At 67.5% G+C, this 23,380-nt stretch carries 25 protein-coding genes and 1 pseudogene; 7 read left to right on the top strand and 19 right to left on the bottom strand.

The window, feature by feature from the left end:
- Positions 1 to 163 precede the first annotated feature (163 nt).
- Entirely contained in the window at positions 164 to 1,378 is a 1,215-nt protein-coding gene (locus PSV23_RS02615) for an NADP-dependent isocitrate dehydrogenase (protein WP_300465954.1), read from the bottom strand.
- Between the two features lie 189 nt (positions 1,379 to 1,567).
- Here PSV23_RS02615 and PSV23_RS02610 point away from each other — a divergent pair, with 189 nt between their 5' ends.
- From PSV23_RS02610 to PSV23_RS02600, 3 genes are all read left to right on the top strand, one after another.
- Complete coding sequence (locus PSV23_RS02610) at positions 1,568 to 1,735, top strand: hypothetical protein (protein ID WP_300465953.1); 168 nt, start codon at positions 1,568 to 1,570, stop codon at positions 1,733 to 1,735.
- Between the two features lie 106 nt (positions 1,736 to 1,841).
- On the top strand, positions 1,842 to 2,915 hold the full coding sequence (locus tag PSV23_RS02605) for a DUF1176 domain-containing protein (RefSeq protein WP_300465952.1): 1,074 nt from the start codon (positions 1,842 to 1,844) through the stop codon (positions 2,913 to 2,915).
- Positions 2,900 to 3,820 (top strand): NAD(P)/FAD-dependent oxidoreductase, encoded by a 921-nt coding sequence (locus PSV23_RS02600; RefSeq protein ID WP_300465951.1) that lies wholly within the window; start codon positions 2,900 to 2,902, stop codon positions 3,818 to 3,820. The genes PSV23_RS02605 and PSV23_RS02600 overlap by 16 nt, the downstream gene beginning before the upstream one ends.
- Positions 3,821 to 4,047: 227 nt before the next feature.
- Here PSV23_RS02600 and PSV23_RS02595 read toward each other — a convergent pair whose 3' ends face one another.
- Entirely contained in the window at positions 4,048 to 5,892 is a 1,845-nt protein-coding gene (locus tag PSV23_RS02595) for a DUF885 family protein (RefSeq protein ID WP_300465950.1), read from the bottom strand.
- 223 nt (positions 5,893 to 6,115) lie between these two features.
- On the bottom strand, positions 6,116 to 6,247 hold the full coding sequence (locus tag PSV23_RS02590; protein WP_300465949.1) for a hypothetical protein: 132 nt from the start codon (positions 6,245 to 6,247) through the stop codon (positions 6,116 to 6,118).
- A 99-nt stretch (positions 6,248 to 6,346) separates the two neighbouring features.
- On the opposite strand from PSV23_RS02590, the gene PSV23_RS02585 reads away from it, so the two are divergent.
- Complete coding sequence (locus PSV23_RS02585; RefSeq protein WP_300465948.1) at positions 6,347 to 7,261, top strand: LysR substrate-binding domain-containing protein; 915 nt, start codon at positions 6,347 to 6,349, stop codon at positions 7,259 to 7,261.
- Here PSV23_RS02585 and PSV23_RS02580 read toward each other — a convergent pair.
- The 11 genes and pseudogenes from PSV23_RS02580 to PSV23_RS02530 all read right to left on the bottom strand — a co-directional run bounded on the left by PSV23_RS02580 (position 7,258) and on the right by PSV23_RS02530 (position 18,228).
- Positions 7,258 to 9,051 (bottom strand): DUF885 family protein, encoded by a 1,794-nt coding sequence (locus PSV23_RS02580; RefSeq protein WP_300465947.1) that lies wholly within the window; start codon positions 9,049 to 9,051, stop codon positions 7,258 to 7,260. The genes PSV23_RS02585 and PSV23_RS02580 overlap by 4 nt on opposite strands.
- Before the next feature lie 67 nt (positions 9,052 to 9,118).
- On the bottom strand, positions 9,119 to 10,951 hold the full coding sequence (locus PSV23_RS02575; RefSeq protein ID WP_300465946.1) for a DUF885 family protein: 1,833 nt from the start codon (positions 10,949 to 10,951) through the stop codon (positions 9,119 to 9,121).
- Between the two features lie 79 nt (positions 10,952 to 11,030).
- Positions 11,031 to 13,085: a cell cycle histidine kinase CckA gene (gene cckA / locus PSV23_RS02570; RefSeq protein ID WP_300465945.1), complete on the bottom strand. Its 2,055-nt coding sequence runs from the start codon at positions 13,083 to 13,085 to the stop codon at positions 11,031 to 11,033.
- Positions 13,086 to 13,253: 168 nt separating this feature from the next.
- Positions 13,254 to 13,847, bottom strand: a complete 594-nt coding sequence (locus tag PSV23_RS02565) for a mobile mystery protein B (RefSeq protein ID WP_300465944.1) — start codon at positions 13,845 to 13,847, stop codon at positions 13,254 to 13,256.
- On the bottom strand, positions 13,844 to 14,314 hold the full coding sequence (locus PSV23_RS02560; RefSeq protein WP_300465943.1) for a mobile mystery protein A: 471 nt from the start codon (positions 14,312 to 14,314) through the stop codon (positions 13,844 to 13,846). The genes PSV23_RS02565 and PSV23_RS02560 overlap by 4 nt, the downstream gene beginning before the upstream one ends.
- A 130-nt stretch (positions 14,315 to 14,444) precedes the next feature.
- Positions 14,445 to 14,768 carry a hypothetical protein gene (locus tag PSV23_RS02555; protein WP_300465942.1) on the bottom strand — a complete coding sequence of 108 codons (324 nt, stop codon included), beginning with the start codon at positions 14,766 to 14,768 and terminating at the stop codon, positions 14,445 to 14,447.
- Positions 14,765 to 14,881, bottom strand: a pseudogene (locus PSV23_RS02550) (IS5/IS1182 family transposase); the annotation flags it as partial. The gene PSV23_RS02555 and the pseudogene PSV23_RS02550, both read right to left, overlap by 4 nt.
- A 53-nt stretch (positions 14,882 to 14,934) precedes the next feature.
- Entirely contained in the window at positions 14,935 to 16,026 is a 1,092-nt protein-coding gene (locus tag PSV23_RS02545; RefSeq protein WP_300466190.1) for a Glu/Leu/Phe/Val dehydrogenase, read from the bottom strand.
- Between the two features lie 126 nt (positions 16,027 to 16,152).
- A complete protein-coding gene (locus PSV23_RS02540; RefSeq protein ID WP_300465941.1) occupies positions 16,153 to 17,058 on the bottom strand; it encodes an alpha/beta fold hydrolase in 906 nt (301 codons plus the stop codon).
- 212 nt (positions 17,059 to 17,270) lie between these two features.
- Positions 17,271 to 17,924, bottom strand: coding sequence for a uracil-DNA glycosylase family protein (locus tag PSV23_RS02535; RefSeq protein WP_300465940.1), 654 nt, complete (start codon positions 17,922 to 17,924; stop codon positions 17,271 to 17,273).
- On the bottom strand, positions 17,908 to 18,228 hold the full coding sequence (locus PSV23_RS02530) for a DUF3253 domain-containing protein (protein ID WP_300465939.1): 321 nt from the start codon (positions 18,226 to 18,228) through the stop codon (positions 17,908 to 17,910). The genes PSV23_RS02535 and PSV23_RS02530 overlap by 17 nt, the downstream gene beginning before the upstream one ends.
- A gap of 202 nt (positions 18,229 to 18,430) precedes the next feature.
- On the opposite strand from PSV23_RS02530, the gene PSV23_RS02525 reads away from it, so the two are divergent.
- Positions 18,431 to 18,661, top strand: coding sequence for a DUF1902 domain-containing protein (locus PSV23_RS02525; protein ID WP_300465938.1), 231 nt, complete (start codon positions 18,431 to 18,433; stop codon positions 18,659 to 18,661).
- Here the strand turns inward: PSV23_RS02525 and PSV23_RS17360 are convergent.
- The 4 genes from PSV23_RS17360 to PSV23_RS02510 all read right to left on the bottom strand — a co-directional run bounded on the left by PSV23_RS17360 (position 18,658) and on the right by PSV23_RS02510 (position 20,935).
- Positions 18,658 to 18,852 (bottom strand): type II toxin-antitoxin system HicA family toxin, encoded by a 195-nt coding sequence (locus PSV23_RS17360; RefSeq protein ID WP_366524198.1) that lies wholly within the window; start codon positions 18,850 to 18,852, stop codon positions 18,658 to 18,660. The genes PSV23_RS02525 and PSV23_RS17360 overlap by 4 nt on opposite strands.
- Before the next feature lie 106 nt (positions 18,853 to 18,958).
- Complete coding sequence (locus PSV23_RS02520) at positions 18,959 to 19,444, bottom strand: hypothetical protein (protein ID WP_300465937.1); 486 nt, start codon at positions 19,442 to 19,444, stop codon at positions 18,959 to 18,961.
- Positions 19,445 to 19,844: 400 nt separating this feature from the next.
- A complete protein-coding gene (locus PSV23_RS02515; protein ID WP_300465936.1) occupies positions 19,845 to 20,015 on the bottom strand; it encodes a hypothetical protein in 171 nt (56 codons plus the stop codon).
- Entirely contained in the window at positions 20,012 to 20,935 is a 924-nt protein-coding gene (locus PSV23_RS02510; RefSeq protein ID WP_300465935.1) for an IS1595 family transposase, read from the bottom strand. Before PSV23_RS02510 ends, PSV23_RS02515 begins: the two co-directional genes overlap by 4 nt.
- An 89-nt stretch (positions 20,936 to 21,024) precedes the next feature.
- Between PSV23_RS02510 and PSV23_RS02505 the strand changes: the two genes are divergently transcribed.
- Complete coding sequence (locus PSV23_RS02505) at positions 21,025 to 21,459, top strand: PaaI family thioesterase (RefSeq protein WP_300465934.1); 435 nt, start codon at positions 21,025 to 21,027, stop codon at positions 21,457 to 21,459.
- Here the strand turns inward: PSV23_RS02505 and PSV23_RS02500 are convergent, their stop codons facing one another.
- On the bottom strand, positions 21,460 to 22,029 hold the full coding sequence (locus PSV23_RS02500; RefSeq protein ID WP_300465933.1) for a TetR/AcrR family transcriptional regulator: 570 nt from the start codon (positions 22,027 to 22,029) through the stop codon (positions 21,460 to 21,462).
- A 147-nt stretch (positions 22,030 to 22,176) separates the two neighbouring features.
- Here PSV23_RS02500 and PSV23_RS02495 point away from each other — a divergent pair, with 147 nt between their 5' ends.
- The gene (locus PSV23_RS02495; protein ID WP_300465932.1) at positions 22,177 to 23,379 is read left to right on the top strand and encodes an efflux RND transporter periplasmic adaptor subunit; all 1,203 of its coding nucleotides are present in this window, start codon (positions 22,177 to 22,179) and stop codon (positions 23,377 to 23,379) included.
- Position 23,380: the final 1 nt, after the last annotated feature.

Genomic DNA, 23,380 nt, shown 5'->3' with positions numbered 1-23,380 from the left:
TTCTCCCCTTGCGGGAGAAGGTGGCCGAGCGCGGCGAGGTCGGATGAGGGGTCGCGCCGGGCCAATCGGCGTCCGTCCGCGAAACCCCTCACCCGTCCGCACAAATACGACGGCTGCGCCGCCGTGTGCGGTCTCCCTCTCCCGCAAGGGGAGAGGGATTCGATCAGGCCTTCATCGCCGCCGTCAGGTTCTCGGCCACCTTGTCGAGGAAGCCCTCGGTGGTCAGCCAGCTCTGTTGATCACCGACCAGCAACGCCAGATCCTTGGTCATGAAGCCGGCCTCGACGGTCTCGACGACGACGCGTTCCAGCGTATCCGCGAAGGTCGCCAGTTCGGCGTTGCCGTCCAGCTTGGCCCGGTGAGAGAAGCCGCGCGTCCAGGCGTAGATCGAGGCGATGGAGTTGGTCGAGGTCGCCTCGCCCTTCTGGTGCTGGCGGTAGTGGCGCGTGACGGTGCCGTGGGCGGCTTCCGACTCGAGGATCTTGCCGTCCGGGGTCATCAGCACCGAGGTCATCAGCCCCAGCGAGCCGAAGCCTTGGGCGACCACGTCGGACTGCACGTCGCCGTCGTAGTTCTTGCAGGCCCAGACGAAACCGCCCGACCATTTGATGGCCGCGGCCACCATGTCGTCGATCAGACGGTGCTCGTAGGTCAGGCTGGCGGCCTTGAACTTGTCCGCATATTCCTCGTCGAACACCTTCTGGAAGATGTCCTTGAAGCGACCGTCATAGGCTTTCAGAATCGTGTTCTTGGTCGACAGATAGACCGGGAAGTTGCGGCCCAGGCCGAAGGCGAAGCTGGCGCGGGCGAACTCGGTGATCGAGTCATCGAGGTTGTACATGCCCATGGCGACGCCGGCCGACGGGAAGTCGAACACCTCGTAGTTCTGCTCTTCGCCGTTCGCGCCGACCCACTTCATGGTCAGCTTGCCCGGGCCGGGCACGAGGAAGTCGGTGGCCTTGTACTGGTCGCCGAAGGCGTGGCGGCCGACGACGATGGGCTGGGTCCAGCCGGGCACCAGACGGGGCACGTTCGAGCAGATGATCGGCTCGCGGAAGACCACGCCGCCCAGGATGTTGCGGATGGTGCCGTTGGGCGACTTCCACATCTTCTTCAGGCCGAACTCCTTCACCCGCGCCTCGTCGGGGGTGATGGTGGCGCATTTGACGCCGACGCCATGCTTCTGGATCGCGTGTGCCGCGTCGACCGTCACCTTGTCGTCGGTGGCGTCGCGGTTTTCCATCGACAGGTCGTAGTAGTCGAGCTCGAGATCGAGGAAGGGGAAGACCAGCTTGTCCTTGATCATCTGCCAGATGATCCGGGTCATCTCGTCGCCGTCGATGTCCACGATGGGATTGGCGACCTTGATCTTGGCCATGCGGGTGTTCGCCTCTGACTGGGGATGGGGAGTGAGCGCGCGGTATAGCGGGGCGCGCGGGCGGGTGCAAAGGCCGCGGAAGGCGGGTTAACCGTACCCCGAAAAAGTTTTCAATGGTCAAGCTGAACCGGACAGCCACAGGGCGGTTATGACGGGCCGGAAGGACGCCTTCCTGTGGGGAGACCTTCCTTGGATACCGAGACAGGGGCGCTGGTGCAGCGCTGGATCATCGCCTTCTGCGAACCGCCGGTCCTGATCGATGCGGACCTGATGCGGCGCATGCTCAGCGACCATGACGCCCGGTCCCCGACCGCCGTTCGCACCCCGCGGGCGGGCTGTCGCCTCACAGACGGATAGGGGGAGACCTCCGTCGCGGATTCCGGGTATCGTTCGGAAGGCGGAGAGCCTTGGCGAGATCGGGGAACAGACGATGCGGCATCTTGGAGGAGCTTGCCTTGCAGCCATGGCGCTGACGGCCTGCGGCCAGGCGGACCAGAAGGCCGTGGCGGCCCCCGCTCCCGGGCAGGCCGCGACCGGAGAGGGCGCCACACCCGCCCCGGCGGCGCGCAGCGAAAGCCGCAAATTCCGCGACTGGCTGGCCGTCTGCGACAACGTCAACGACTGCGTGGCCTTCGGTCCGGCAAGCGAGGGCACGGGCTGGGTGCGGATCGGCTCGGCGCCGGGTCCGGATGGCCGGCGAACCGTGTCCGTCGGCTTCTGGCCCTCCACCGGCGACGGCCTGTCCGGCCCTGTCACCCTGACGCTGGACGGCCGGCGCCATGTTGCGGCGCCGGTCGCCGGGGACCACGATCCCGTCGGCACGGCGGAAGTCCGCGCGGCCGAGGCGGCGGCTGTCGCGTCCGCTCTGGCGGTCGGGCAGACCCTGACACTGGCGGCGGGCGGCGAGACGGTCCCGATGTCGTTGTCCGGCGCATCGGCGGCCATGCTCTGGATCGACGAGCGTCAGGGACGGCTGGACACCCCGACCGCACTTGTCCGCAAGGGATCCCGGCCCGCTTCATCCGTGCCCGGCGCGGCCCCGGCCCCGCAGGTGATCGCCGCCCCACCGATCGCCCAGACCGGCTTCGGCGACAGCGATCAGACCCTGCCTCCCGCACTGGAGGCCATTGCCGCCGTCAAGGCCTGCCGGGCCGAGACCGGGGACAGCGGGTTGAGCGACGAAGTGATGTCGGCGCGCCTGGACGCCTCGACCGAACTCTGGGCCGTGCCGTGTTTCGCCGGAGCCTACAATATCGGCCACGACTGGTATCTGACCGGGCCGGGCGGGCGGAACCCCCGCGCCGTGAGCCTGGCGTCCGCCAGCGGCGAAACCGGCGCCGGAACGATCAACGGCGGCTACGACCCCGGGACCCGCACCATAAGCGCCTTCTCCAAGGGGCGGGGCATCGGGGATTGCGGCAGGGCCTCGACCTGGACCTGGACGGGCCGGAGCTTCGTCCTCAGCGCCGAGTCCGAAATGACCGAGTGCTGGGGCATCCCCGCCGATCTGTGGCCCACGACGTGGCGCACGCGGTGAACGAGCCCGAGGTCCTGATCGTCGGCGCCGGCCCCGCCGGCCTGACGGCGGCCACCTATCTGGCGCGGTTCCGGCGGCGCGTGCTCGTCGCCGACGGCGGCGCGTCCCGGGCCTGCTGGATACCGCTCAGCCACAACATGCCGGGATTCCCCAGCGGCATCACCGGCGACGCCATCCTGAAACGTATGACCGAACAGGCGACGGAGTACGGCGCGGTCGTCGAGGGCGGACAGGTCGAAAGCCTGACGCGCGACGGCGACGGCTTCATCGCCCGGCTGAACGGCCGCGACCTGCGGATCCGGGCGGTCCTGCTGGCCACCGGCGTGGTCGATCACCACCCTGATCTGCCCGGCGTCGAGCGCGCCATCGAGCGGGCCCTGGTCCGCATCTGTCCGATCTGCGACGGCTACGAAGCCATCGACAAGGCGGTCGCGGTGATCGGCGACGATGACAAGGGGGTGCGCGAGGCGGCCTTCCTGCGCACCTATTCCGACCGGGTGACCCTGATCCACGTCGGCCCGGCCGAGGCCCTGACCGAACATGAGGAGATGGCGCGGTTGGGGATCGAACTGATCCGCGCGCCGATCGACAACGTCCGGCTCGAGGGCGACCGGGTCACCGCCCTCAGCTGGGGCGGAACATTCCGCAGCTTCGACCTGGTCTATTCGGCGCTCGGGACCTCGCCCAACGCGGACCTGGCCGAGGCGCTGGATGCGCGGGTCGGCGAGGACGGACGGCTGTTCGTCGATGCGCATCAGGCGACCAGCGTGAAAGGTCTCTACGCCGCGGGCGACGTGGTCCGGGGCCTGAACCAGATCGCGGTCGCCGGCGCGGAAGCCGCCATTGCAGCGACTGCGATCCACAACGCCTTGCGCGAGGCCGACGGCTGGACCGTGCGCGACTAGCTCCGGTGTGAGGTCGGCGTCCGGGGTGACAATGGAAACTCAAAAAAGCCGCCAGCCTACGTCCATAATTGACGCAGGCGCATGCTTCACTGAGCGAACCCGTCGGGTCCGGTCTTTGACAATCGAATGTGGAGAAAGCCTCCACAATGGAATCTCCGGACGCAGTGGACTCAGTAGACTCTGTAGACTCAGTAGACTGTGTTTTTCGCCGTCCGACCGGACTCGCCTCAGGCCAGACGCGCCGCCACCCACTGATCGACCACCCGGCCCAGCACCTCCAACGGCATGGCCCCGCCGTCCAGCACCGCCGAGTGGAAGCTCTTGATGTCGAACCGGTCGCCGGTGCGCTCGCGGGCCATGGTGCGGAGGCGGTCGATCTCGGTGTGGCCGATCTTGTAGCCGCAGGCCTGGCCGGGCCAGACGCAGTAGCGCTCGATCTCGCTCTCGGCCGCACCGGGAGCCAGGCCCACCGTCTCGATCATGTAGCGGATGGCCTGTTCCCGGCTCCAGCCCAGCGCATGGATGCCGGTGTCGATGACGATGCGCGCGGCGCGGTACAGGAACGACTGGTGATAACCCAGCTTCCCCTCCGTGAAGTCGTCGTACATGCCCAGCTCGTCGGCCAGTTGCTCGGCGTACAGGCCCCAGCCCTCGCCATAGGCGTTGAAGCCCAGTGACTTGTGCAGCAACGGCGTGTCGGTGGCCTCGAGCGCCAGGGCGCCCTGAAGGTGATGGCCCGGCAGGCTCTCGTGATAGGTCAGCGTCGGCAAGGCCCAGCGCGGCCAGATCGCCGTGTCCACCAGGTTGATGTAGTAGGCGCCCGGCCGCGACCCATCCAGCGACGGACTCTGGGCATAACCACGCGGCGCGCCCAACTCGATGGACGGCGGCACCCGGCGCACCTCGACCCGCGCGCGGGGCAGGCGTTCGAAGACGTCGGGCAGACGCGCCTCGATCGCGGCGACCTGCCGATTGAGATCAGCCAGCAGCGCGGCCCGCCCGTCGTCCGTGTTCGGATAGAGGTATCGGGGCTCCTGGCCGAAGGCGGTCAGCCGCGCACCGACCGAACCCTCCGTATAGCCACGCTGCCGCAACAACGGATCCGCCAGGGCCTCGATCCGGGCCACCTGATCCAGGCCGACCTGATGGGCTTCCCTCGGGGTCAGGCCTGTCGAGGTCTGGAACCGGAGACAGAGATTGTAATAGGCCTCGCCGTTCGGGCGCGCGCCGATCCCGGCGTCGTGAGAGGCGTTCGGAAGATGGCGCTCCATCTGCGCGATCTGGGCGTCCAGCGCGACCGCGACTGGCCCGTCGACAAGAGCCGCCGCCCGTCGGGCCCAGTCGCCGGCGACCCCGGCCTCGGCGGTCTTGCGGACAAGGGACTGGACCAGGGCCGCGCCCTCCCCCGTTTCGCGGCGCAGGGCGCGAAGCTGGGTCAGGGCCTTGTTGATCACGAAGTCAGGGGGAACGACGCCATGCTCGGCCGCATCCGAGGCTGACCGCGCAGTCTCGTGATTCAGCCCTTCGGCGAAGCTCTCAAGCCGCGAGAGATAGGCCTCGGCGTCGGCCGCCGTGGCGACGGAATGCTGGCTGTCCAGGAAATCCGGAACGGCCTGATAGAGGCCCGTCAACTGGCTGACGACATAGGGGCAGGGATAGCCGTAGCTGTCGACGCCCCCGAAGGGGAAGGCGGCAATCTCCGCCGAACGGTCGGCCATCCAGACCACGCTGTCGTAGTCCGAACGGTCGCGCCCGGTCAGACCCGAGGCGTCGATGGCGGCCAGGGCCGGGCGGGCCTCGACCATCGGTTTGAATATGTTCAGCCGGTCGGCGTAGCTGCGGCTGTCGAGGCGGGATTTCAGGGCGGCGTGGGGACCGGCATCCAGCCCCAGGCTGGTGGCTCCCGTCGGCGAGGCTTCAAGGACGCCTTCGAAGATGACGTCATAGAGGGCGCGGGCCCGGGACCTTGCCTCGCCCTGCCACGCCGGAACGCCCGCGCGGGCGATGGCGGGAAGGGCGAGTAGCCCCATGCCGCCGGCGGCGGACGTCAACAGGCGACGGCGACTGATCATGGATTTCCCCTCAAACGGACGCCGCACCCTCGCGCGGGACAATCCGCCTGACAAGCCCGGAGCCGACGCTCAACGCCGGACACGGCTCAGCCCGGATCCCGGGAGCAGGAGACTCCAGGATCCGGGCCTCGACCCATCACCCATCGGAGGGGGAGGAGGGCCGACAGTCATGCGTGGGAGAAGGGAATTTCGCCTGCGGCAGATCGGATGGGGGGGAGATGCCTCAGCGGCTCCAGGGCGTGATGATGCGCTCCGGAGTGCGCAGGCGCTGGCGGGTCCGGCTGCGACGCCAGTCCTGCAGGACCGAGACCCAGCCCCATGCAGGCTCCTTATGGGTGTGATGCATCTCTTCCATCGTGGCCTCCTCTGGCCGTCCTTTGCTGATGAGAACAAGATGGGCTTGACAGGGGCGCGTCACAAACCAGATTGTAGGCGTCTCACATAAGGTTCGCTTATGGCCGATCCCCTTGCCGGCATCCCCCTCGCCTCCATCCGCGTGTTCGAGGCCGCCGCCCGCCTGAAGAGCTTCACCCGCGCGGCCGAAGAGCTGGGCATGACCCAGGCCGCGGTCAGCTGGCAGATCAAGGCGCTTGAGGGCCGGCTGGGCCAGAGCCTGTTCCGGCGGCTGCCGCGCGAGGTTCAGCCGACCGACGGCGGGGAACGGCTGTCGCGGGCGGCCACCGAAGCGATGACCCTCCTGCGCCGCGCTGTCAGCGACCTGACCGAGGCCGACGAGCACATCCTGTCGATCACCACCCTCGCCTCCCTGGCGGCGCAGTGGCTGGCCCCGCGCCTGGGGGCGTTCCAGGTGGCCAACCCCGGGCTGGCGGTGCGGCTGGACACCAATCCCAACCTGCTCGACCTGTCGCGCGAGGGGTTCGATGTCGGCATCCGCTCCGGCTCCGGCGACTGGTCGGGAATGGAAAGCCAGCTGCTGATGCCCAGCGTTTTCACGCCCGTTTGCAGCCCGGCCATGGCGGAGCGGCTGAAGCTGACCCAGCCCGCCGACCTGCTGGATGCGCCCCGCATCGGTATGGAGAAGGAATGGGCCGCCTGGTTCGCCGCGGCCGGCGTCAGCGGCGGAACCCAGCCCATGAGCCGTCTGACCGCGGACTATCAGGTGCTGGAGGTCGCGGCCGCGCTGGGCGACCAGGGCGTGGCGCTGGCCTCGCCCATCCTGTTCGCGCGCGAGCTCCGGAACGGTCTGCTGGTTCGGCCCTTCGCCCAGTCGGTGTCGTTCCACACCGGCTACTATCTGGTCTGGCCCGAGGGCCGCCGGCGATCGCCCAAGATCGCGCGCTTCCGCGAATGGCTGGCCGCCCAGGCCGACGCCGACCCGACGATCGTCGCGGCCCGAGCCAGCCTCTAGCCCCGCATCAACCCTTCCAGCACCGCCAGCGGCACCGAGCCGTTCAGCAGCACACGGTCGTGGAAGGTCTTGAGATCGAAGCCGGGACGGGCCTCGGCCTCGGCGCGCAGGCGGGCGATCACGGTCTGGCCCAGCTTGTACGAGCAGGCCTGACCGATGGAGACACAGTAGCGGTCGATCTCCTTCTCGGCGGACTCGGGCGGCTCGCCGCATTCGTCGATCATGTAGCGGATGGCCTGATCGCGGCTCCAGCGCTTATGATGCAAGCCGGTGTCGACCACCAGGCGGACGGCGCGGAACAGGTAGGATTGAAGATAGCCCACCCGGCCCAGCGGATTGCCCGCATAGACGTCCAGGTCGTCCGCGGCGACGCGCTCGGCGTACAGGGCCCAGCCTTCATTGAAGGCCGAATTGCCGGCGACGCGGCGATAGATGGGCAGGCTGCCCGCCTCGCGCGCCACGGTGATCTGGAAATGGTGACCGGGCGACGCCTCGTGATAGGTCAGGGTCGGCAGACCCCATTTGGGCCAGTTCGCGGTGTTGGACAGGTTGATGTAGTAGGCGCCCGGCCGTGAACCATCCAGCGACGCGGCCTGATAATAGCCGCCCGGCGCTCCCAGCTCGATGGCCGGCGGCACGCGGCGAATTTCCACGGCGGCCGTGGGCAGGGTGTTGAACACGCGCGGGAGCAGCGGCTTGAGCGCCGCCATCTGCTCGTTCAGCGAACCGATCAGCTCGACCTTGGCCTCGTCCGTATTGGGCCACAGGTATTGCGGGTCCTCGCTGAGCCTCTTGATCCGCTCGCCGACCGAGCCTTCGGCCATGCCCAGTCCCTTCAGGATCGTGTCGATCTCGGCCTGGATGGAGGCGACCTGCTCCAGGCCGATGTCGTGGATGGCCTGGGCGTCGTAGTCGGTAGTGGTGTAGGCGCGCAGGGCCAGGGCATAGGTCTTGTCGCCCTGCGGCAGTTTCCAGGCGCCCGCGTCCTCCGTGGCGTTCGGGCGCTGAGCCTCGAAGACCGCGATCTGGCGAGCGAGGGCCGGCTTGATCTCGGTATCGACCACACTGGCCGCCTGGGCGCCCCAGTCGCCGATCATGTCGCGCTCGTCCGTCTTGCGGATCAGCGCCTGGATCATGGACATGTCGTAGGCCGGAGTGTCGCGCAGCGTCCGCAGCTGGGTCAGGGTCTTGTCCATCAGGAAGCCGGGCAGCATGACGCCCAGGGCCGCGTCGGCCGTGATCCGCTCGGTCTCCTGATCCAGCACCCGGGCGAAGGCGGACAGCCGCGAGATGAAGGCTTCCGCGTCGGCCTCGGTCTCAAGCCGGTGCTGGTTGGCCATGAAATCCGGCACGGAGAAATAGGCCCCCGACCGCTGGGTCACGACATAGGGACCGATGCCCCCGCCGTACGGGATGTCCGCCGCCCGCGCCGCGCCCTCCGCCGTGAAGCGATAGACGGCCAGCGAGACCTTCGCCTGATCCGACAGCCCCTCCGCCGACACCGTCTGTATCTCTGCCCAGCGGGCGCGGGAGCGAACGCGGTCGGCCTCGGCATCGGCCAGCCCGACCTGCCGCAACTGGCCCGACAGAGGCGCGCGGGCGTCCCGGTCGAGGCCGAGGTTGGTGGCGTATTCCGGCGACAGGTCGACGTTCTCGTTGAACCAGCGGGTCAGCATGGCGTCCAGCCGGGCGTCCGCCTCGGACATCGCCGGGGTTTGGGCGGCGACGGGCAGAGCCGCCATCAGGCCAAGGCCGGCGGCGGAAAGCATCAGGCGGCGACGGTCGATCATGGAAAACTCCTGCTTGGCGCGGCTGTCCATCCGGCCCGCTTGCGAGCCGGATGGAAGGGTCTCGGGTTCAGGCTCGCTGGGCCGCGATCCAGTCGGACATGATCTTGTCCAGTACGATCAGCGGCACCCCGCCGGCGTTCATGCCGGCGTCGTGGAAGGCGCGGATGTCGAAGCGGTCGCCGAGCGCGGCCTGGGCCCGGGCCCGCAACTCGACCCATTTATTGTGGCCGACCTTGTAGCTGGAGGCCTGGCCCGGCCAGACGCAATAACGCTCGACCTCGGTGGTCACCGCGGTTTCGGAATCGCCGAGGGTTTCGACCATGTAGCGGATGGTCTGTTCGCGGCTCCAGCGCTTGTGGTGCAGGCCCGAGTCCGCGACCAGCCGGGTGGCGCGGAACAGCAGGGATTGCAGATAGCCGATCTGGCCGATCGGGTTGTCGGCATAGACACCCATCTCGTCGGCCAGCTGTTCGGCGTAGAGCCCCCAGCCCTCGGAATAGGCCGAGAAGCCCAGCACCTTCATCAACAACGGCCGGTCGGCCTGTTCCTGCTGCAGGGCGATCTGGTGGTGATGGCCCGGCGACGCCTCATGATACGTCAGGGTCGGAAGCTGCATCCGCGGCCATTCGGCCGTGTCGCGCAGGTTGATGTAGTAGGCGCCTGGCCGCGAGCCGTCGAGCGCCGGGGAGTTGTAGTAACCGCCGGGCGCGCCCGCCTCGATAAAGGTCGGCACGCGGCGAATTTCGACCGGGGCGGTCGGGATGCGGCCGAAATACTCCGGCAGCCGTTTGGCCATGTCGGCCATCTGGGCGTTGAGGTCGAGCAGCAGTTGGGCCTTGCCCGCGTCGGTGTTTGGATAGAGCTGCGCCGGGTCCTTGCCGAGGGCGGAGATGCGTTCGCCCACCGAACCCTGGGTCAGGCCCTGGGCCTTCAGCAGCAAGTCGGCGCGAGCCGAAAGCTCGGCCACCTGTTCCAGCCCCAGGGCATGGATCTCGGCGCCCGACAGGGTCGAGGTCGTGTAGCTGCGGATGCCCCAGTCGTAATAGGCCTCGCCATCCGGCAGGCGCCAGACGCCGGCGTCATGGGTGGCGTCGGCGCGGCGGGCGCGCATGGCGTCGGCCTGGCGGCGCAGGGCCGGATAGACTTCGGTCTCGACGATCCGCTGGGCGCGCGCGCCCCAGTCGCCGGCGAGATTCTTCTCGCCGGCCCGGCGCACGATGGAGGTAGTCAGGACCGACTGGCCCGCCGGGGTATCATAGAGGTTGGCGAGCTGCAGCAGGGTCTTGTCGATGATGAAGTCCGGCGGCACGGCGCCGGCCGCGAAATCGGCCTGCATCCGCGCGGTTTCCTGGTCCAGGGCGACGGGGAAGGCGGCGACGCGCGACAGATAGGCCTCGGCGTCCTCGGCGGTCTCGATCGCGTGCTGGGTGTCGAGGAAGTCGGGCAGACCCTGATAGGAACCGGTCAGCTGGGAGATGGTGTAGGGCGCCGGGCCGAAGCCGCCGCCGCCATAGGGGAAGCGGTCGCCCATCATCTGGGTGGCGCCGAAGAAGGTCAGGGTGTCGTGATAGACGCCTTCGGTCTCGGGCAGGGCGGCCCGGTCGATGGCCTTGAGTTCGTCCATCTGCCCCTTGAACACGATCCGGTCGGCGTCGATCTTGGCCTGTGACCGGTCGTCGAGCCGGGACTTCATCGCCGCCATCGGCCCCTTGTCCATGCCCAGCGAGGTCAGGGTTTCGGGAGACTCGAGCAGGAAGGTCTGCACGACCTTGTCCATCAGGGCGGTGAGCGCGGCCGAGGCCGAGCCCGCGGCCGCGGGCGTCTGCGCCAGAACCTGGCCGCAGGCGGCGAGGCCGGCTCCGGCGGCGGCGGTGAATAACAGGCGGCGACGATCGATCATGGCGGCAGGCTCCCGGTGGTGCGAGGCGCCACAGGATGGCGCCGGATGAAGATTGGCAAGTTACGGTTGGTTCAGGCCCCTAGCCCGCGTGCAGCTCCTGCTTCACACGCTCCGCCAGGGTCTTGATGTCCAGCGGCTTGGGCAGGAAGGACACGCCGACCTCGTCCTGCAGCAGATCCGAGAAGTCGCTTTCGGCATAGCCCGAGATGAACAGGACGGGCGCATCGCCGAGGAAGGGCCGCGCCTTCTTCAGCAGGGCAGGCCCATCGAGGCCGGGCATGATTACGTCCGAGATCATCATGTCGATGGTCCCGGCGTGCAGTTCGGCCAGCTCCAGAGCCTCCTCGCCGTCGGCGGCCTCGATGACCTCATAGCCGCGCTGGCGCAGCAGACGGGCGGCGATGCCGCGCACGGCGGCCTCGTCCTCGACGAACAGGATGCGGCCCGCGCCGGACAGGTCACGCGGGGCCTTCACCTTGATCTCGACCGGCGCGACCTCGGCCAGTTCGGCCTCGGCCGCCTCGGGCAGGAAGATGCGGAAAACCGCCCCACCCCCGGCGGCGTTCGACACGTTTATGTGGCCGCCGGCCTGTTCGACGATGCCGTAGACGGTGGCCAGACCCATGCCCGTGCCCTCGTTCACCGCCTTGGTGGTGAAGAAGGGCTCGAAGATCTTGTCGAGCAGTTCGGGGGGCACGCCGGGGCCGCTGTCGGTCACCTCGATCAGGGCGACCGCGTCGGTGGCGGGATTGCCCCAGCCGAGCGCCCGCGCCTCGTCGGCGGTCAGGCGGGCGGTGCGGATGGTGACCACGCCGGCGCCGGGCTCGACCACGCCGCGCATGGCGTCGCGGGCGTTGACAGCGAGGTTCATGACCGCCGTCTCGAGCTGGCTCTTGTCGGCCAGGACCACCGGCAGGTCGCGACCGTAGTCGGTCTCCAGCCGCACGTCCTCGCGCAGCAGGCGGCGCAGCAGGACGGCGAACTCGCCGACCAGTTCGCCGAGGTCGAGGCGTTCGCGGCGCACCGTCGACTTGCGCGAGAAGGCCAGCAGCTTGCGCACCAGGTCGGCGGCGCGGATGGCCGTCTGGCGGATTTCGTTCAGGCCCTCGTAGGAGGGATCGCCGACGGGATGGCGTTCCAGCAGACCGCTGAGCTGCAGCTGGATGGCGGTCAGCAGATTGTTGAAGTCGTGGGCCACGCCGCCGGCCAGCTGGCCCACGGCCTGCATCTTCTGGGCCTGCGACAGCTGCAGCTCCATCGACTTCTGGGCCGAGACATCGAACAGCCAGATGCGCCGCTTGTCGCCCTCGGGGGCGACATAGAGGTGCAGCACCTTGTCGGGCCAGGCGCGGGCGACCAGTTCGATCGGACCCGATGAGCCCTCGTCCAGCCTGGCCCGGGCCTCGACCACCAGGGCAGGGTCAAACAGGTGGCCGAAGGCGGCGTCGCGGGCGGCGGCGGGACCGGTCAGAACCGACAGGGCGGCGTTGGCTTCCTCGACCTTGCCGGCGAACAGGTCCTCGGCGGCGATGACGGCCGAGCCGAACGGCGCGCCGGCGGCCATGGCGCGGCTCTCCAGGGCGTTCGAAACGGTGGCGGGCCGGTTGGTCGACATGGCGCCGACAGGCAGGACGGACTCCGGTGCGGCGCGAACGAGGAAGCGGCCTTCCCCGGCCTGACCGATCAGCACCTCCTGCTCGCGGTCGCCGATAACGACGATGGCGCGGCCCTGCTCGCCGGCGCGGGCCTGGGCGAAGGCCATGTAGAGGGCCGAGGCGGACTTGCCCTTGGGCAGGGCGGTGGTGGCGCCATTGGCTTCCGCCCAGGCGCCGTTGAAGGCCAGCACCTGGCCGGTGGCCCAGACCAGGGCGGCGGGCTCGGCCATGGCGTCCAGCAGGTCGACGGCGGCGTCGGCCATCGGCTTGCGGGACTCGCCGCGGGTGAAGGAGAACAGGCCGATCAGGGCCACGGCCCCGACCGTGAAGATCAGCACCAGCCCCGGCGCGCTCATCGGATCCGATCGGAAGGCGGGATAGGCCAGGGCCCCGACGGCGACGACGAAGCCTACCGCCATCAAGAGCAGCAGCGGATCGAAGGCTCGGGCCGGGGATGCGGTCCTGGTGGTTGCGGTCATGGCGCCTCGGCCCGAATCAGAAGGGGCGGTTCAGGCGATAGTGATCCGTATGCCCCCTGCGCGCGAATCCGGGGGGCGATGCAAAAAACACAGTCTGAAGAGTCTGACTAAAGGTACGGTAAGCGCTTGATTTATAAAAGTTACGACGACCGCGCGGCGCGCCGGCCTTTAGGTGCGCACGAAGGCGAGCAAGGGCTCGATGTCGTGCTCGTCGGCGGCGCGAAGCGCGGCGACATAGCGCTGTCGTGTCGCTTCGGCTTCCACCAGATTGGCGCTGCCCCATGTGAAGCGCGGCCGGCCGAGCTGAACGAGCAGGAGATCCGCCGCCATGCGCGACATCCGTCCGTTGCCGTTTGGGAACGGATGAATCCAGGTCAGCTTGTGATGGAAGCGCGCGGCGATCTCATCGGGCGGAAAGCTCTCATGCTCGATCCAGTAGCGAACGCTATCGAGCAGTGCGCGCAGCTCTGGCTCGATTAGCCAGTGGTCGACTCCAATCCTGCGATCATGGGCCTGGCTCCAACTGCCGGCCCATCGCCACACTTTACCGAGCATGCGTTTGTGCAGCGTACGCAGGAAGGTATCGCTCAGGACATCGCGCTTGGCTTTGAACGCCCAGCCCTCCGCTTCGGTGATGTTGAGCTGTTCGGCCTCGTTGAGTTCGCCGCGCCTCGTGATGTGCGTGAGAAGGAGGCCGTCGCGGTCTGCGGGTTCGAGCGGCGTCGCCGCGTCATCCAGCGGATCGAACAACGCATCCGTCATGCGTCGTCCCACAGGCGGCGCGGGTCGGTGCGCAGCAGCTCCTCGGCAAGGCGTTCGCGCTCGGCTGCGAGTTCGCCTTCGCCCATCGCCTGATCTTCGAGGCGCATGGTGTGATGGACTCGGTCGAGCTGCTTTTGCGCGACCACACGAGCGCGGTCGCGCAGTGTGCTGTCGAGGGATTTGTTCGGCACGATTGCATAGACGAGCGTGCAATCCAGCGCCTCGGCGGCGCTGCGAAGTGAGGCCAGGGTGATGCTGTTTTCGGCTTCGCCCTTTTCAAAGCGCGCATAGGTGGGCTGGCTGACGCCCATCCGGTGCGCCGCCTGCCTCGTGCTCATGTCCAGGGCGTTGCGGATGGCGCGCAGCCATCCATGCGTCGGCCGCGCCAACGCCTGGACGTCCACCGTCTTGAGACGGCGGTCGATCTGTTTGCGCGCGAGCGCTGTGGGGTCCATGCGATGCGCCATATGCTATCAGCTTCCCGGATGGCGATAGCGTATAACACATCACTTAGCAACATCTTGATAGCGTATGAAACATCAAAATAGGAATTTTCGATAGTCCATATGCTATCGACGCAACCTCTCTACAACCCCTCTAGCAGGCTGTTGAAGAAGTCTCACGGCGGGCGACGAAGTTGGCTTCGTCGCCGTTGTGGAAGCAGATGGCGCCCGTGATTGAGCCGTCAGGCTGGAGTTCGGCCCAGCCGTCACCCTGGGCTTCGTCCATCTCGTCGTTTCCCGTCCATGAGAAGGCGATGGAGGCGGTGTCGCCCCCGCCGAGGATCTGGCCGGTGACACAGCCGAAGGCGAACTCGCCGCGACCGGCTTCGAAGAGGATGTAGGCGGGCTCCATCATGTCAGGATAGTCGTCGGTGTAGTCCGGCATCTCGACGATTCGCCAGCGGCCCAGGACGCTCACGCCGGCGCCGCCAGCAGCCTGGGAAGCCGGATCAGGTTGTAGACCGCCAAGGCCAGGGCGAAGGCGGCATCGACCTTGCGACGTCCTCGCAGCTTGACCTTGGCCAGCCGGTGTCTCGCAGTCACCGGCAGCCCCTCCTGATGCGCTTTTTGGGCTAGCGTTGCGCTCAGGCCGCCTTGCGCTGCTCGGCCTTCTGGTCGCGGGCCGCGTTGATGCGGGCCTCGGCGATGGCGTCGGCGATCTGGTGCGTCGGGCGCTTCTCGGCGGCCGAGCGGTCCATGATCTCCTCCAGCGTGTCCATCAGGCGCGACAGCTTGGTCTCGACCCAGGCGGGGTCGTAGGCGCCGCCGGTCTGGCGCGCCTTCAGTTCCGAGGCGACGTTGATGATGCCGCCGCCGTTGACGACATAGTCGGGGGCGTAGAGCACGCCGCGCTCGAACAGGGTCTGGCCGATGTCCGGCGTGGCCAGCTGGTTGTTGGCGGCGCCGACGACGGCCTTGACCGTCAGACGGTCGAGCGTCTGCGGGTTCAGCGTCGCGCCGAGGGCGCAGGGCGCATAGATGTCGGCCTTGACGTCATAGATGGCGTCGGGGGCCACGATCTCGGCGTTGGTGCGGGCGGCGACCTCGGCCAGCAGGGCGGTGTTGACGTCGGTCATGATCAGCTTGGCGCCGGCGGCGTACAGCTTGTCGGCCAGATAGCCGCCAACGTGGCCGATGCCCTGGACCGAGACGGTCAGGCCGGTCAGGTCGTCCTGGTTCCACAGGCGCTTGGCGGCCAGCAGCGTCGAGCGATAGACGCCCTCGGCGGTGACGGGGCTGGGATCGCCCGAGGCTTCCGGACCGTCGTTCAGGCCCAGCACATAGGGGGTGACCTTGCGGGCTTCGGCGATGTCGGCGACCGAGACGCCGACGTCTTCCGCCGCATAGTAGATGCCGCCCAGCGTATCGACGGCGCGGCCGAAGGCGCGGAAAAGCTCGGGGGATTTCTGGGTCTTCGAGTCGCCGATGATGACCGACTTGCCGCCGCCCATCTCAAGGTCCGCGACCGCGTTCTTGTAACTCATGCCGCGCGACAGACGCAGGACGTCTTCCAGCGCTTCGGCGCTGGAAGCGTAGTTCCACATCCGGGTGCCGCCAACGGCCGGGCCGCGCGCGGTTGAGTGAACAGCGATAATGGCGCGCAGGCCGGTCTTTTCGTCAAAGACCGCGTGGACGCCCTCGTGGTTCGCGAAGGACGGGGAATCAAACAGCGTCATGCTCACTTGAGCGTCTCCCGGGGTGTTTTTTTGTTGGGCGGGTGCTTACGCTCCGGCGCTTAACACCGCAAGCATGGCGGTTTCACGACTGAGCGGCGGGGCCGGCCGTGGCGGAGTCACGCCCGCTCAATCCTGTCTTCCCTGGCCCCTCGTCTCTCGCCCCTCGTCCCTGAGCTCTGGCAAAACCGGCCCCGCCCCCGACGGCAGCGGCGCGGACGCGTCCCTCAGCCAGGCCTCGACGTCGCGGTAGAGGGTCTCGGCCTGGAGGTCGCGGTTCAGGATGTGCCAGCCGTCCGGATAGAAGCCGGTGCGCAAGCCCGCCCTGTCGCCCGCCCGTTCCAGCGCCCGGCGCATGGGGTCCTTCCGGATGACATTGTCGTGGCCGCCGTAGAGCAGCAGGGTCGGCGCCCGGATGTGGCCCAGCCCGACCGAGGCGCTCTCCATCAGATCCACCAGGCCGTACAGGGCGTCGAACCGCGTCGGCAGGATGCTGTTCGGGTCGCGGCCGTTGCGGATCAGCTCCAGCCGATTGTCCGAGGCCGGCAGGTCCTTCACCGCCCATTCGGGAGCGCCGACGGCGCGGTCGCCCATGGCGCGGGCCGCGATCCACAGGCCGATGGCGTTGACCGGCCCCTGCGCCGTCCAGCCCCAGACCGCCGGCGCCAGCAGGATGACACGGTCCGCCGCGGGCGGACGGTTCGAACCGAAGGCGGCGACGGCGACGGCCCCGCCCATGCTTTCCCCCGCGACGGCGATCACCGCGCGCGGATGGCGCGCCCGGGCCAGGGCGACGGCGGTGCGCAGGTCCTCGGTCAACCGCGCCTCGCCGGCCCAGACGCCGCGGCCGGGCGCCTGGCCAAAGCCGCGCTGGTCGAACGCCCAGGTCTCGATGCCGCGCTCGGCCCACCAGGGACCGGCGAGCCGGAAGGAGGCCCGGCTGTCGTTCATACCGTGCAGGCCGATGATGACGGCCCAGGGCTCGCCGTTGTCGGGGCCCCAGCGGACGAGCGGCAGACGCGCGCCGTCGTCCATGATGAGCGCATGAGCTTCAATCGCGGGCCCGTCGAACCCGGACGGCGGGGTCAGGGGAGGCTGAACGGCAGGCGTGGCGCAGGCTGAGAGGGTGAGGGAAAGCGCGAGCGCGACGCCCCAATTCCGTGCATCCCCGCGAAGGCGGGGACCCGGTGCTTTGGGCGACCGGCGCCAGAGCATGCGCACCAACGGCGATCCCATAGCGGCCTGCCTCACGAAAAACCTGGGTCCCCGCCTTCGCGGGGATGCACGGATGTGGATGGCGCGAGGATAGCCGCGACCCGTTCACGCAGCCAGGGCAGCACCTCTTCCTCGAACCACGGGTTCCTCCGCAGCCACGCCGTGTTGCGCCACGACGGGTGCGGCAGGGGCAGGATATCCGGGGCGTAGTCGCGCCACGCCCGCACGGTTTCGGTCATGTTGACCTTCGCCCGGTCGCCAAGCGCCCAGACCTGCGCATAGCCGCCGACCAGCAGGGTCAGTTCGATCCCGGGCAGCTCGGCAAGCAGTCGTGGTCGCCACAGCTCGGCGCAACGGCGCGGCGGCGGATAGTCGCCGCCCCTTGGGGCCGTGCCCGGATAGCAGAAGGCCTGGGCCGCCACGCCCAGCCGGTGGTCGGCGTAGAAGGTCTCGTAATCGACGCCCAGCCACTGGCGCAGCCGATCGCCCGACGGGTCGGTGAACGGCAGACCGCTCTCGTGCACGCGTCGGCCCGGCGCCTGGCCGCAGATCAGCAGGCGGGTTTCCGGAAACACCTGCACCACCGGGCGCGGCGTGTGCGGGAGATGGCCGAGGCAGGCCCGGCAGGCGCGGATGTCGTCAAGGACGGTCCTCAGACCGTCCGTCGGATCAGGCGAAGTCGTCATCATCCTCGAGGGCGGGCGGCAGGGCGGCCAGGGCCGCGGCCGTTTCGGCCTCGGTCGGCAGGCGCAGACGGATCACGCCCTTGAAGGCGTTGGGATCGATCGCCTTGCCCTTCTTGGTGATGGTCAGCCTGCCCTGTCGCATCAGGCCCAGGGCGCAGTGCCGCACCTTGGGCAGCATCCGCTGCCACTGTTCGGGCTGCAGTTCCTTCGCCACGTCGGACGGTTCGATGCTCTTGCCGCCGACGCCCTTGGGGTCGGCCTTCGCCAGTTTTTCGAGGATGGCGGTTTCGATGGGGTCGCTCATCGCGCCTATATGCTGCATTGCGAGAGCGATAGTAAGGGGGACCTATATACGTGTGTGACCTAGAGTGATGTTGCGCTGCAACATGGGATGAAAGCGACTGCCAAAATGCAACTCCGCCTTAATCAAGGTCCTTTAGCTATATATATTACGTTGACACCCAGCGGGGTGCCCCGCACACGTTGGCGTCGGGGGGAAGGTACGGATGCGTAAGCCACCTTATTTTGTAAAAGCCTCTTGGGACGACCAGGCCAAGGTTTGGTACTCCAACAGCAACATCCCCGGCCTTGTGATCGAGGCCGACACGCTCGCCGAGTTTGAGCGCCTGATGAACGAGTTGGCTCCGGAAATGCTGTCTGCCAATGCTGACGTGCATCAGGTCAACGTCCCCTTCGAGTTCTCGGCTTGCCAGAAGCGCGAGCTCGCGGTCGCCTAAAAACCCTTCTTTAGGCCAGCCTGCTTTAGCACTTCGTTGGCTGTGTGGCGGCTTTTCGAGCGCGGGACCGTGAACACGCGCCCGCTAATCGGACTACACCACTTGTCGTGGCTCCCCTTCCCGCCGTCGATCTGCCAGCAGCCTGCCGCCCGCAGTCTCGCGACGATCTGGTCATAAAAGTCCTTCGCCACCGCACTCTCCGTTCGTCTGCCGCAGAGACTGAGGCCGACTTGATAGGATAGACATACCGACGCACGGTTAACGCCCGGTTAGTGATTATGAACGGGCGTGCCGTAGCTAGCCTTGAGTGTTGGTGGAGCCCAAGAGATCGGCCAAGTCCGCCAAATAGCCCGCACGAGCGTAAGGAGCCTTCTTCGGCCAGTAGCCGTAGCCATCCAGTTGGACGACGTCGTTGGTGGCGCGCCAAAGGATGGTCCCTAGCGTCTTGACCGGGTCTCTGCCGCGAACCTCAACTCCCCGCGCCCAAAGGGCCTCGTGCAGGGCTCGCCGGGTCATCGGGTGTCCGCGCTCGTTCAAGACCCGAATCGCCTCTTCAACCACTACTCGCGTCGGCGGATTCACCGCTCGCGTTCGTGTTTCCGGGGCGTCCAGGCGTTCGCCCACAGCCTCATCCACAGATTCCGTAGCGGTTGCGGGCGCATCATGATCGCTGTTCAGGTAGTCGGCTACCTCTTCCCACGAACGCAGGAAAAGTCGTAGCTTTTCCGCCTCTTGCTCTATAGCGACCAATCTTGCGCGGGCGATTTCGACCGGGTTGTTCATGGTTTAGCCCCCTAGGTATCAGGGGCTTCTACACCAAAAATATAATTAGGAACAGCAACTTAAGTCCAACCTTGGCCTTGCGTGCCGAACTCATCCGGGCGACAACATGGCGTTAGCCATAGATCGGAGTCGCCATCGTGTGATGAGATAGCCCAGAACGCGAAACGGCCCCCGGCAAGAGCCAAGGGCCGCTAGCACCGGCCGGGGCCGGGATATTTAGGTCTTCAACACCCTAATTCTCCCAAGCCCCGGCCACCCAGTCAAGCCGCTACAGGGAGGGGACCATGAGTCCGCCGAACTGGGTGACAGTGGTTGAGAGTCATCGTCGCATAAGCAAGGCCGGAAAGGTCCAGCGCGTGCGAAGTTACTTCCGACCCAAGGTCACGCCTCACCCGAGGCGCTAACCCGTTGGGCCGTCAGGCTTGGGCTTCGGCTTAGGTCTGGCGGCCTTTCGCTTTTGTCCAGGGGCCGGCGTTACCTCTTCCGGTTTGGTTTGGGCATAACGGGCCAGCGCCTCGCCGAAATCGAGGTCCAGATAAAGCGGCCTTTCAGGTTTCGGGGTGTCGTTCATGCAATGAGCGCCTTGTAGGGAAGCGGCCCGTCGATCTGGGCCAAAAGGCCGTTGACGCGCTGGCCCTTATCCAGATCGCGGCGGTTCAGGCGGAAGGTCATCTCATTCAGATACGCGTCCATGTGCTTCGGCGAAATCCAGTGATGGGTTCCAACGTACTGGCGCTTGAACAGAGCCCAGACGCTTTCAATGCCGTTGGTGGTGGCCTTTCCGCGCACATACTCGCCCTTGCGATGACCGAGACGCTGATGGTCGTAGTCATGGCGCAGGTCGTTGTAGCCTTGATGCTCGTCCGTATAGACGGTCGAGCCCTTGGCGACGTTGCGCTCAACGATGGGGCGCAGGGTCCCGGCGCGGGTGTTGTCGATCACGCCCGCGCGAACGTCACCGTCGCGCTGCTTGAAGCCCATTACGATGGTCTTTGACGCGCCGTGATGGCCGGGGCCAAGGACGCGCTTGTGGGCGGGCTTGTTGCCTTCCTTGCCGCCGACGAACGTCTCGTCAATCTCGACCTCGCCAGACAGGGGCGCGTTGAAGCTGTCCGTCCGGGCGGCATGGCGGAGGCGGTGCAGGACGAACCACGCGCTCTTCTGGGTGATGCCCAGGTCGGTCGCCAGCGTGGTGGAGGCGATGCCCTTGGGGTGGTTGGTGATCATCCAGATAGCGGCGTACCACGTGCGGAGCGGCAGCTTCGTGTCCTGAAAGATCGTGCCAACCTTGATCGAGAACCGCTTGCGGCAGGAGTAGCACTTGTGGGTGTTCGTGCCGGTCAACGTACCGATTTTCTTTTCGTCGGCGTTGCCGCAAAGAGGGCAGAACTTGCCGTTAGCCCAGCGGATCGCAGTCAGGTGGTCAATAGCCGATTGCTCGGTCGGGAAGGCCGCGAACATCTGAGGCAGGGTCTGGAAGGTCTGGAACACGGCGCAATCTCCTTGTGCCTCCTGTATCCCTCATTCTGGACTCTGGGTCAAGCACGTATATAGATCCCTAGTAAGGCGGAGCGCGAACGATGGTTCAGAAGGTCACTGTCACGGAGGGCGAGTTCGCCGGCTGGCAGATGTACGACCTGCACGGCACCTTCGACCAGGTCGTGGGTCCCTTCTATTTCAAGCCGGACGCCGACGGGCGGATGCGCTGCGCCTTCCGGGCCGAGCCCAAGCACATGAACGCCGGCAACCGGATGCATGGCGGCTGTCTGATGACCTTCGCCGACATCGCCCTGTTCCAGACCGCCTATCAGGAGATGGAGGGCGCGTCCGGGGTGACCGTGTCGCTGGATTCGACCTTCATCGACGGGGCCTATGTCGGCGAACTGGTCGAGGCGACGGGCGAGGTGATCCGCGCCGGCAAGAGCCTGATCTTCGTGCGCGGCCAGATCAACGCGGGCGACCGGGTGTTGATGACCTTCTCGGGCGTGATCCGGAAATTCCAGCCGCGCGGCTGATCAGGCGTCGATCATGTCCTGCAGGATCGTGGCCATGCGGTCGCGCATCTGCGCGCACTGGTCGGGCGTCAGGCCGAAACCGCCGGTGATCTCGCGACTGACGGCCATGCCCATGATGAAGGCCGCGGCCAGCCGGGCGCGCACGGCGCCGTCCGGACCGCCGACCCATTCGGCGAAGGGGTTGAAGAAGCGCTCGTTGCCGGTGCGCTGGACCAGTTCCATGGCCTTGGTCGAACCGACCGAGCGCAGCAGAATCAGCAGCCCCTTGAGCTTGCTCTCGCTCTTGCCCTCGTAGATCGCCTCATGCGCGATGCGGCGGCCGAAGTCCGCGCGGTCGCCCTCCATCAGCTCGGCCCCGTTCTCGCAACTGTCGAGCACGGCGACGAACAGGTCTTCCTTGGAGCCGAAATACCGGGACACCAGCGCCGCATCGACGCCGACGTCGCCCGCGATGTCGCGCATGCCGACGTCGTCATAGCTTTCGCGGGCGAAGCGTTCGCGGGCGGCGGTCAGAATCGCGGCGCGGGTCGCCTCGGCGTTCCTGGGCCGCGGCGCGACGTGGCAAAACAATTTGTGATCTCCGCAATAGCCCCAAAATCCATATGGCTTTGTCATCCGGCGTTGACAAGCAAAACCGCGATCACCATTAAGTCACCGGGCGTTGACTACCGGCTTCCTCCCCGATCGCCGCGTCGACAAGACAGGGATTCAATTTCGATGCGCACCGCGAAGATCGTGGCCGCGGCCGTCCTCATGACGACCGTGCTCAATGGCTGCTCCCAGCGAAGTGAGGCCCAGGCGCCCACGGCGCCGGCCGTGACCGTCGCCGTGCCGCTGGTGCGGGCGGTCCAGGACTGGGACGAGTTCACCGGCCGGTTCGAGGCGACCCAGTCGGTCGAGGTGCGCGCCCGTGTCGGCGGCTACATCTCCGGCGTGCACTTCCGCGACGGCGACTATGTGCGCCGCGGCCAGCTGCTGTTCTCGCTTGACCCGCGCCCGGCCCAGGCGGCCCTGGCCTCTGCCCGCGCGCAACTGTCGCAGGCCCAGGCGCAGCTGGCGCTGGCCACCAGCGAGCTGGCGCGATCCGAAACCCTGCTGGAGTCGCAGGCCGTGTCCCAGGCCGAGGTCGACACCCGGCGCGGCGCCCTGCAGACGGCCCGGGCGGCCATCGCGGCGGCCAACGCCGATGTCCGCGCCCGGCAGCTGGATCTGGAGTTCACCCGCGTCACGGCCCCGATCTCGGGCCGGGTGTCCGACCGCCGGGTTGACGCCGGAAACCTGGTCGCCGGCGGCTCGTCGGCCGCCGACGTGCTGACCACAGTGGTGTCCAGCGCGCCGATCCATTTCGTCTTCGACGGTTCCGAAGCCGTGCTGCTGAAATACCAGCGGCAGGCCCGCAACGGCGCCGCGCCGATCCAGGTCCGGCTGCAGGACGAGTCGGATTTCAGCCGCTCGGGCACGCTCGATTTCACCGACAATGCGGTGGACACGTCGTCAGGCGTGATCCGTCTGCGGGCGCTGATCCCGAACGCCGACGGCTTCCTGAAGCCGGGCATGTTCGGTCAGGCCCGTCTGGCCGGCGCCGGAACCTACAACGCCATGCTGGTGCCGGATGCGAGCATCGCCACCGACCAGGCCCGACGCATCGTCTATGTCGTCGCCGCCGACGGTTCGGTGACGCCCAGGCCGGTGGAGCGGGGACCGCTGGTCGACGGCCTGAGGGTGGTCCGTTCAGGGCTGGCGCGCACCGATCGCGTCATCATCAACGGCGTCCAGCGCATCCAGGGACCCGGCATGAAGGTCCACGCCCGCAACGGACAGATCCGTCCGGTCGCGCCGCGTCCGCAGCAGGCGCCGGTCACCCGGTCGGCCCCGGCGTCCAGCGCCACCTTCGCCAACAGCCTGTCGTCGGTCGACTGAT

Source organism: Brevundimonas sp. (assembly GCF_029946145.1).
GTDB lineage: Bacteria > Pseudomonadota > Alphaproteobacteria > Caulobacterales > Caulobacteraceae > Brevundimonas.
Note: the sequence above shows the minus strand (reverse complement) of the source record. Positions and strands in the feature narration are given on the sequence as shown.

Bases quoted from the DNA above. Each gene is read 5' to 3' on its own strand.
- PSV23_RS02495 (WP_300465932.1), top strand. From the start codon at position 22,177: ATGCGCACCGCGAAGATCGTGGCCGCGGCCGTCCTCATGACGACCGTG.
- PSV23_RS02530 (WP_300465939.1), bottom strand. From the start codon at position 18,228: ATGAGCGACCCCATCGAAACCGCCATCCTCGAAAAACTGGCGAAGGCC.
- PSV23_RS02535 (WP_300465940.1), bottom strand. From the start codon at position 17,924: ATGACGACTTCGCCTGATCCGACGGACGGTCTGAGGACCGTCCTTGAC.
- PSV23_RS02575 (WP_300465946.1), bottom strand. From the start codon at position 10,951: ATGATCGATCGTCGCCGCCTGTTATTCACCGCCGCCGCCGGAGCCGGC.
- PSV23_RS02540 (WP_300465941.1), bottom strand. From the start codon at position 17,058: ATGGACGACGGCGCGCGTCTGCCGCTCGTCCGCTGGGGCCCCGACAAC.
- PSV23_RS02565 (WP_300465944.1), bottom strand. From the start codon at position 13,847: ATGACGGATGCGTTGTTCGATCCGCTGGATGACGCGGCGACGCCGCTC.
- PSV23_RS02520 (WP_300465937.1), bottom strand. From the start codon at position 19,444: ATGAACAACCCGGTCGAAATCGCCCGCGCAAGATTGGTCGCTATAGAG.
- PSV23_RS02505 (WP_300465934.1), top strand. From the start codon at position 21,025: ATGGTTCAGAAGGTCACTGTCACGGAGGGCGAGTTCGCCGGCTGGCAG.
- PSV23_RS02585 (WP_300465948.1), top strand. From the start codon at position 6,347: ATGGCCGATCCCCTTGCCGGCATCCCCCTCGCCTCCATCCGCGTGTTC.
- cckA (WP_300465945.1), bottom strand. From the start codon at position 13,085: ATGACCGCAACCACCAGGACCGCATCCCCGGCCCGAGCCTTCGATCCG.
- PSV23_RS02590 (WP_300465949.1), bottom strand. From the start codon at position 6,247: ATGGAAGAGATGCATCACACCCATAAGGAGCCTGCATGGGGCTGGGTC.
- PSV23_RS02515 (WP_300465936.1), bottom strand. From the start codon at position 20,015: ATGAACGACACCCCGAAACCTGAAAGGCCGCTTTATCTGGACCTCGAT.
- PSV23_RS02525 (WP_300465938.1), top strand. From the start codon at position 18,431: ATGCGTAAGCCACCTTATTTTGTAAAAGCCTCTTGGGACGACCAGGCC.
- PSV23_RS02560 (WP_300465943.1), bottom strand. From the start codon at position 14,314: ATGGCGCATCGCATGGACCCCACAGCGCTCGCGCGCAAACAGATCGAC.
- PSV23_RS02580 (WP_300465947.1), bottom strand. From the start codon at position 9,051: ATGATCGACCGTCGCCGCCTGATGCTTTCCGCCGCCGGCCTTGGCCTG.
- PSV23_RS02605 (WP_300465952.1), top strand. From the start codon at position 1,842: ATGGCGCTGACGGCCTGCGGCCAGGCGGACCAGAAGGCCGTGGCGGCC.
- PSV23_RS02595 (WP_300465950.1), bottom strand. From the start codon at position 5,892: ATGATCAGTCGCCGTCGCCTGTTGACGTCCGCCGCCGGCGGCATGGGG.
- PSV23_RS02545 (WP_300466190.1), bottom strand. From the start codon at position 16,026: ATGACGCTGTTTGATTCCCCGTCCTTCGCGAACCACGAGGGCGTCCAC.
- PSV23_RS02615 (WP_300465954.1), bottom strand. From the start codon at position 1,378: ATGGCCAAGATCAAGGTCGCCAATCCCATCGTGGACATCGACGGCGAC.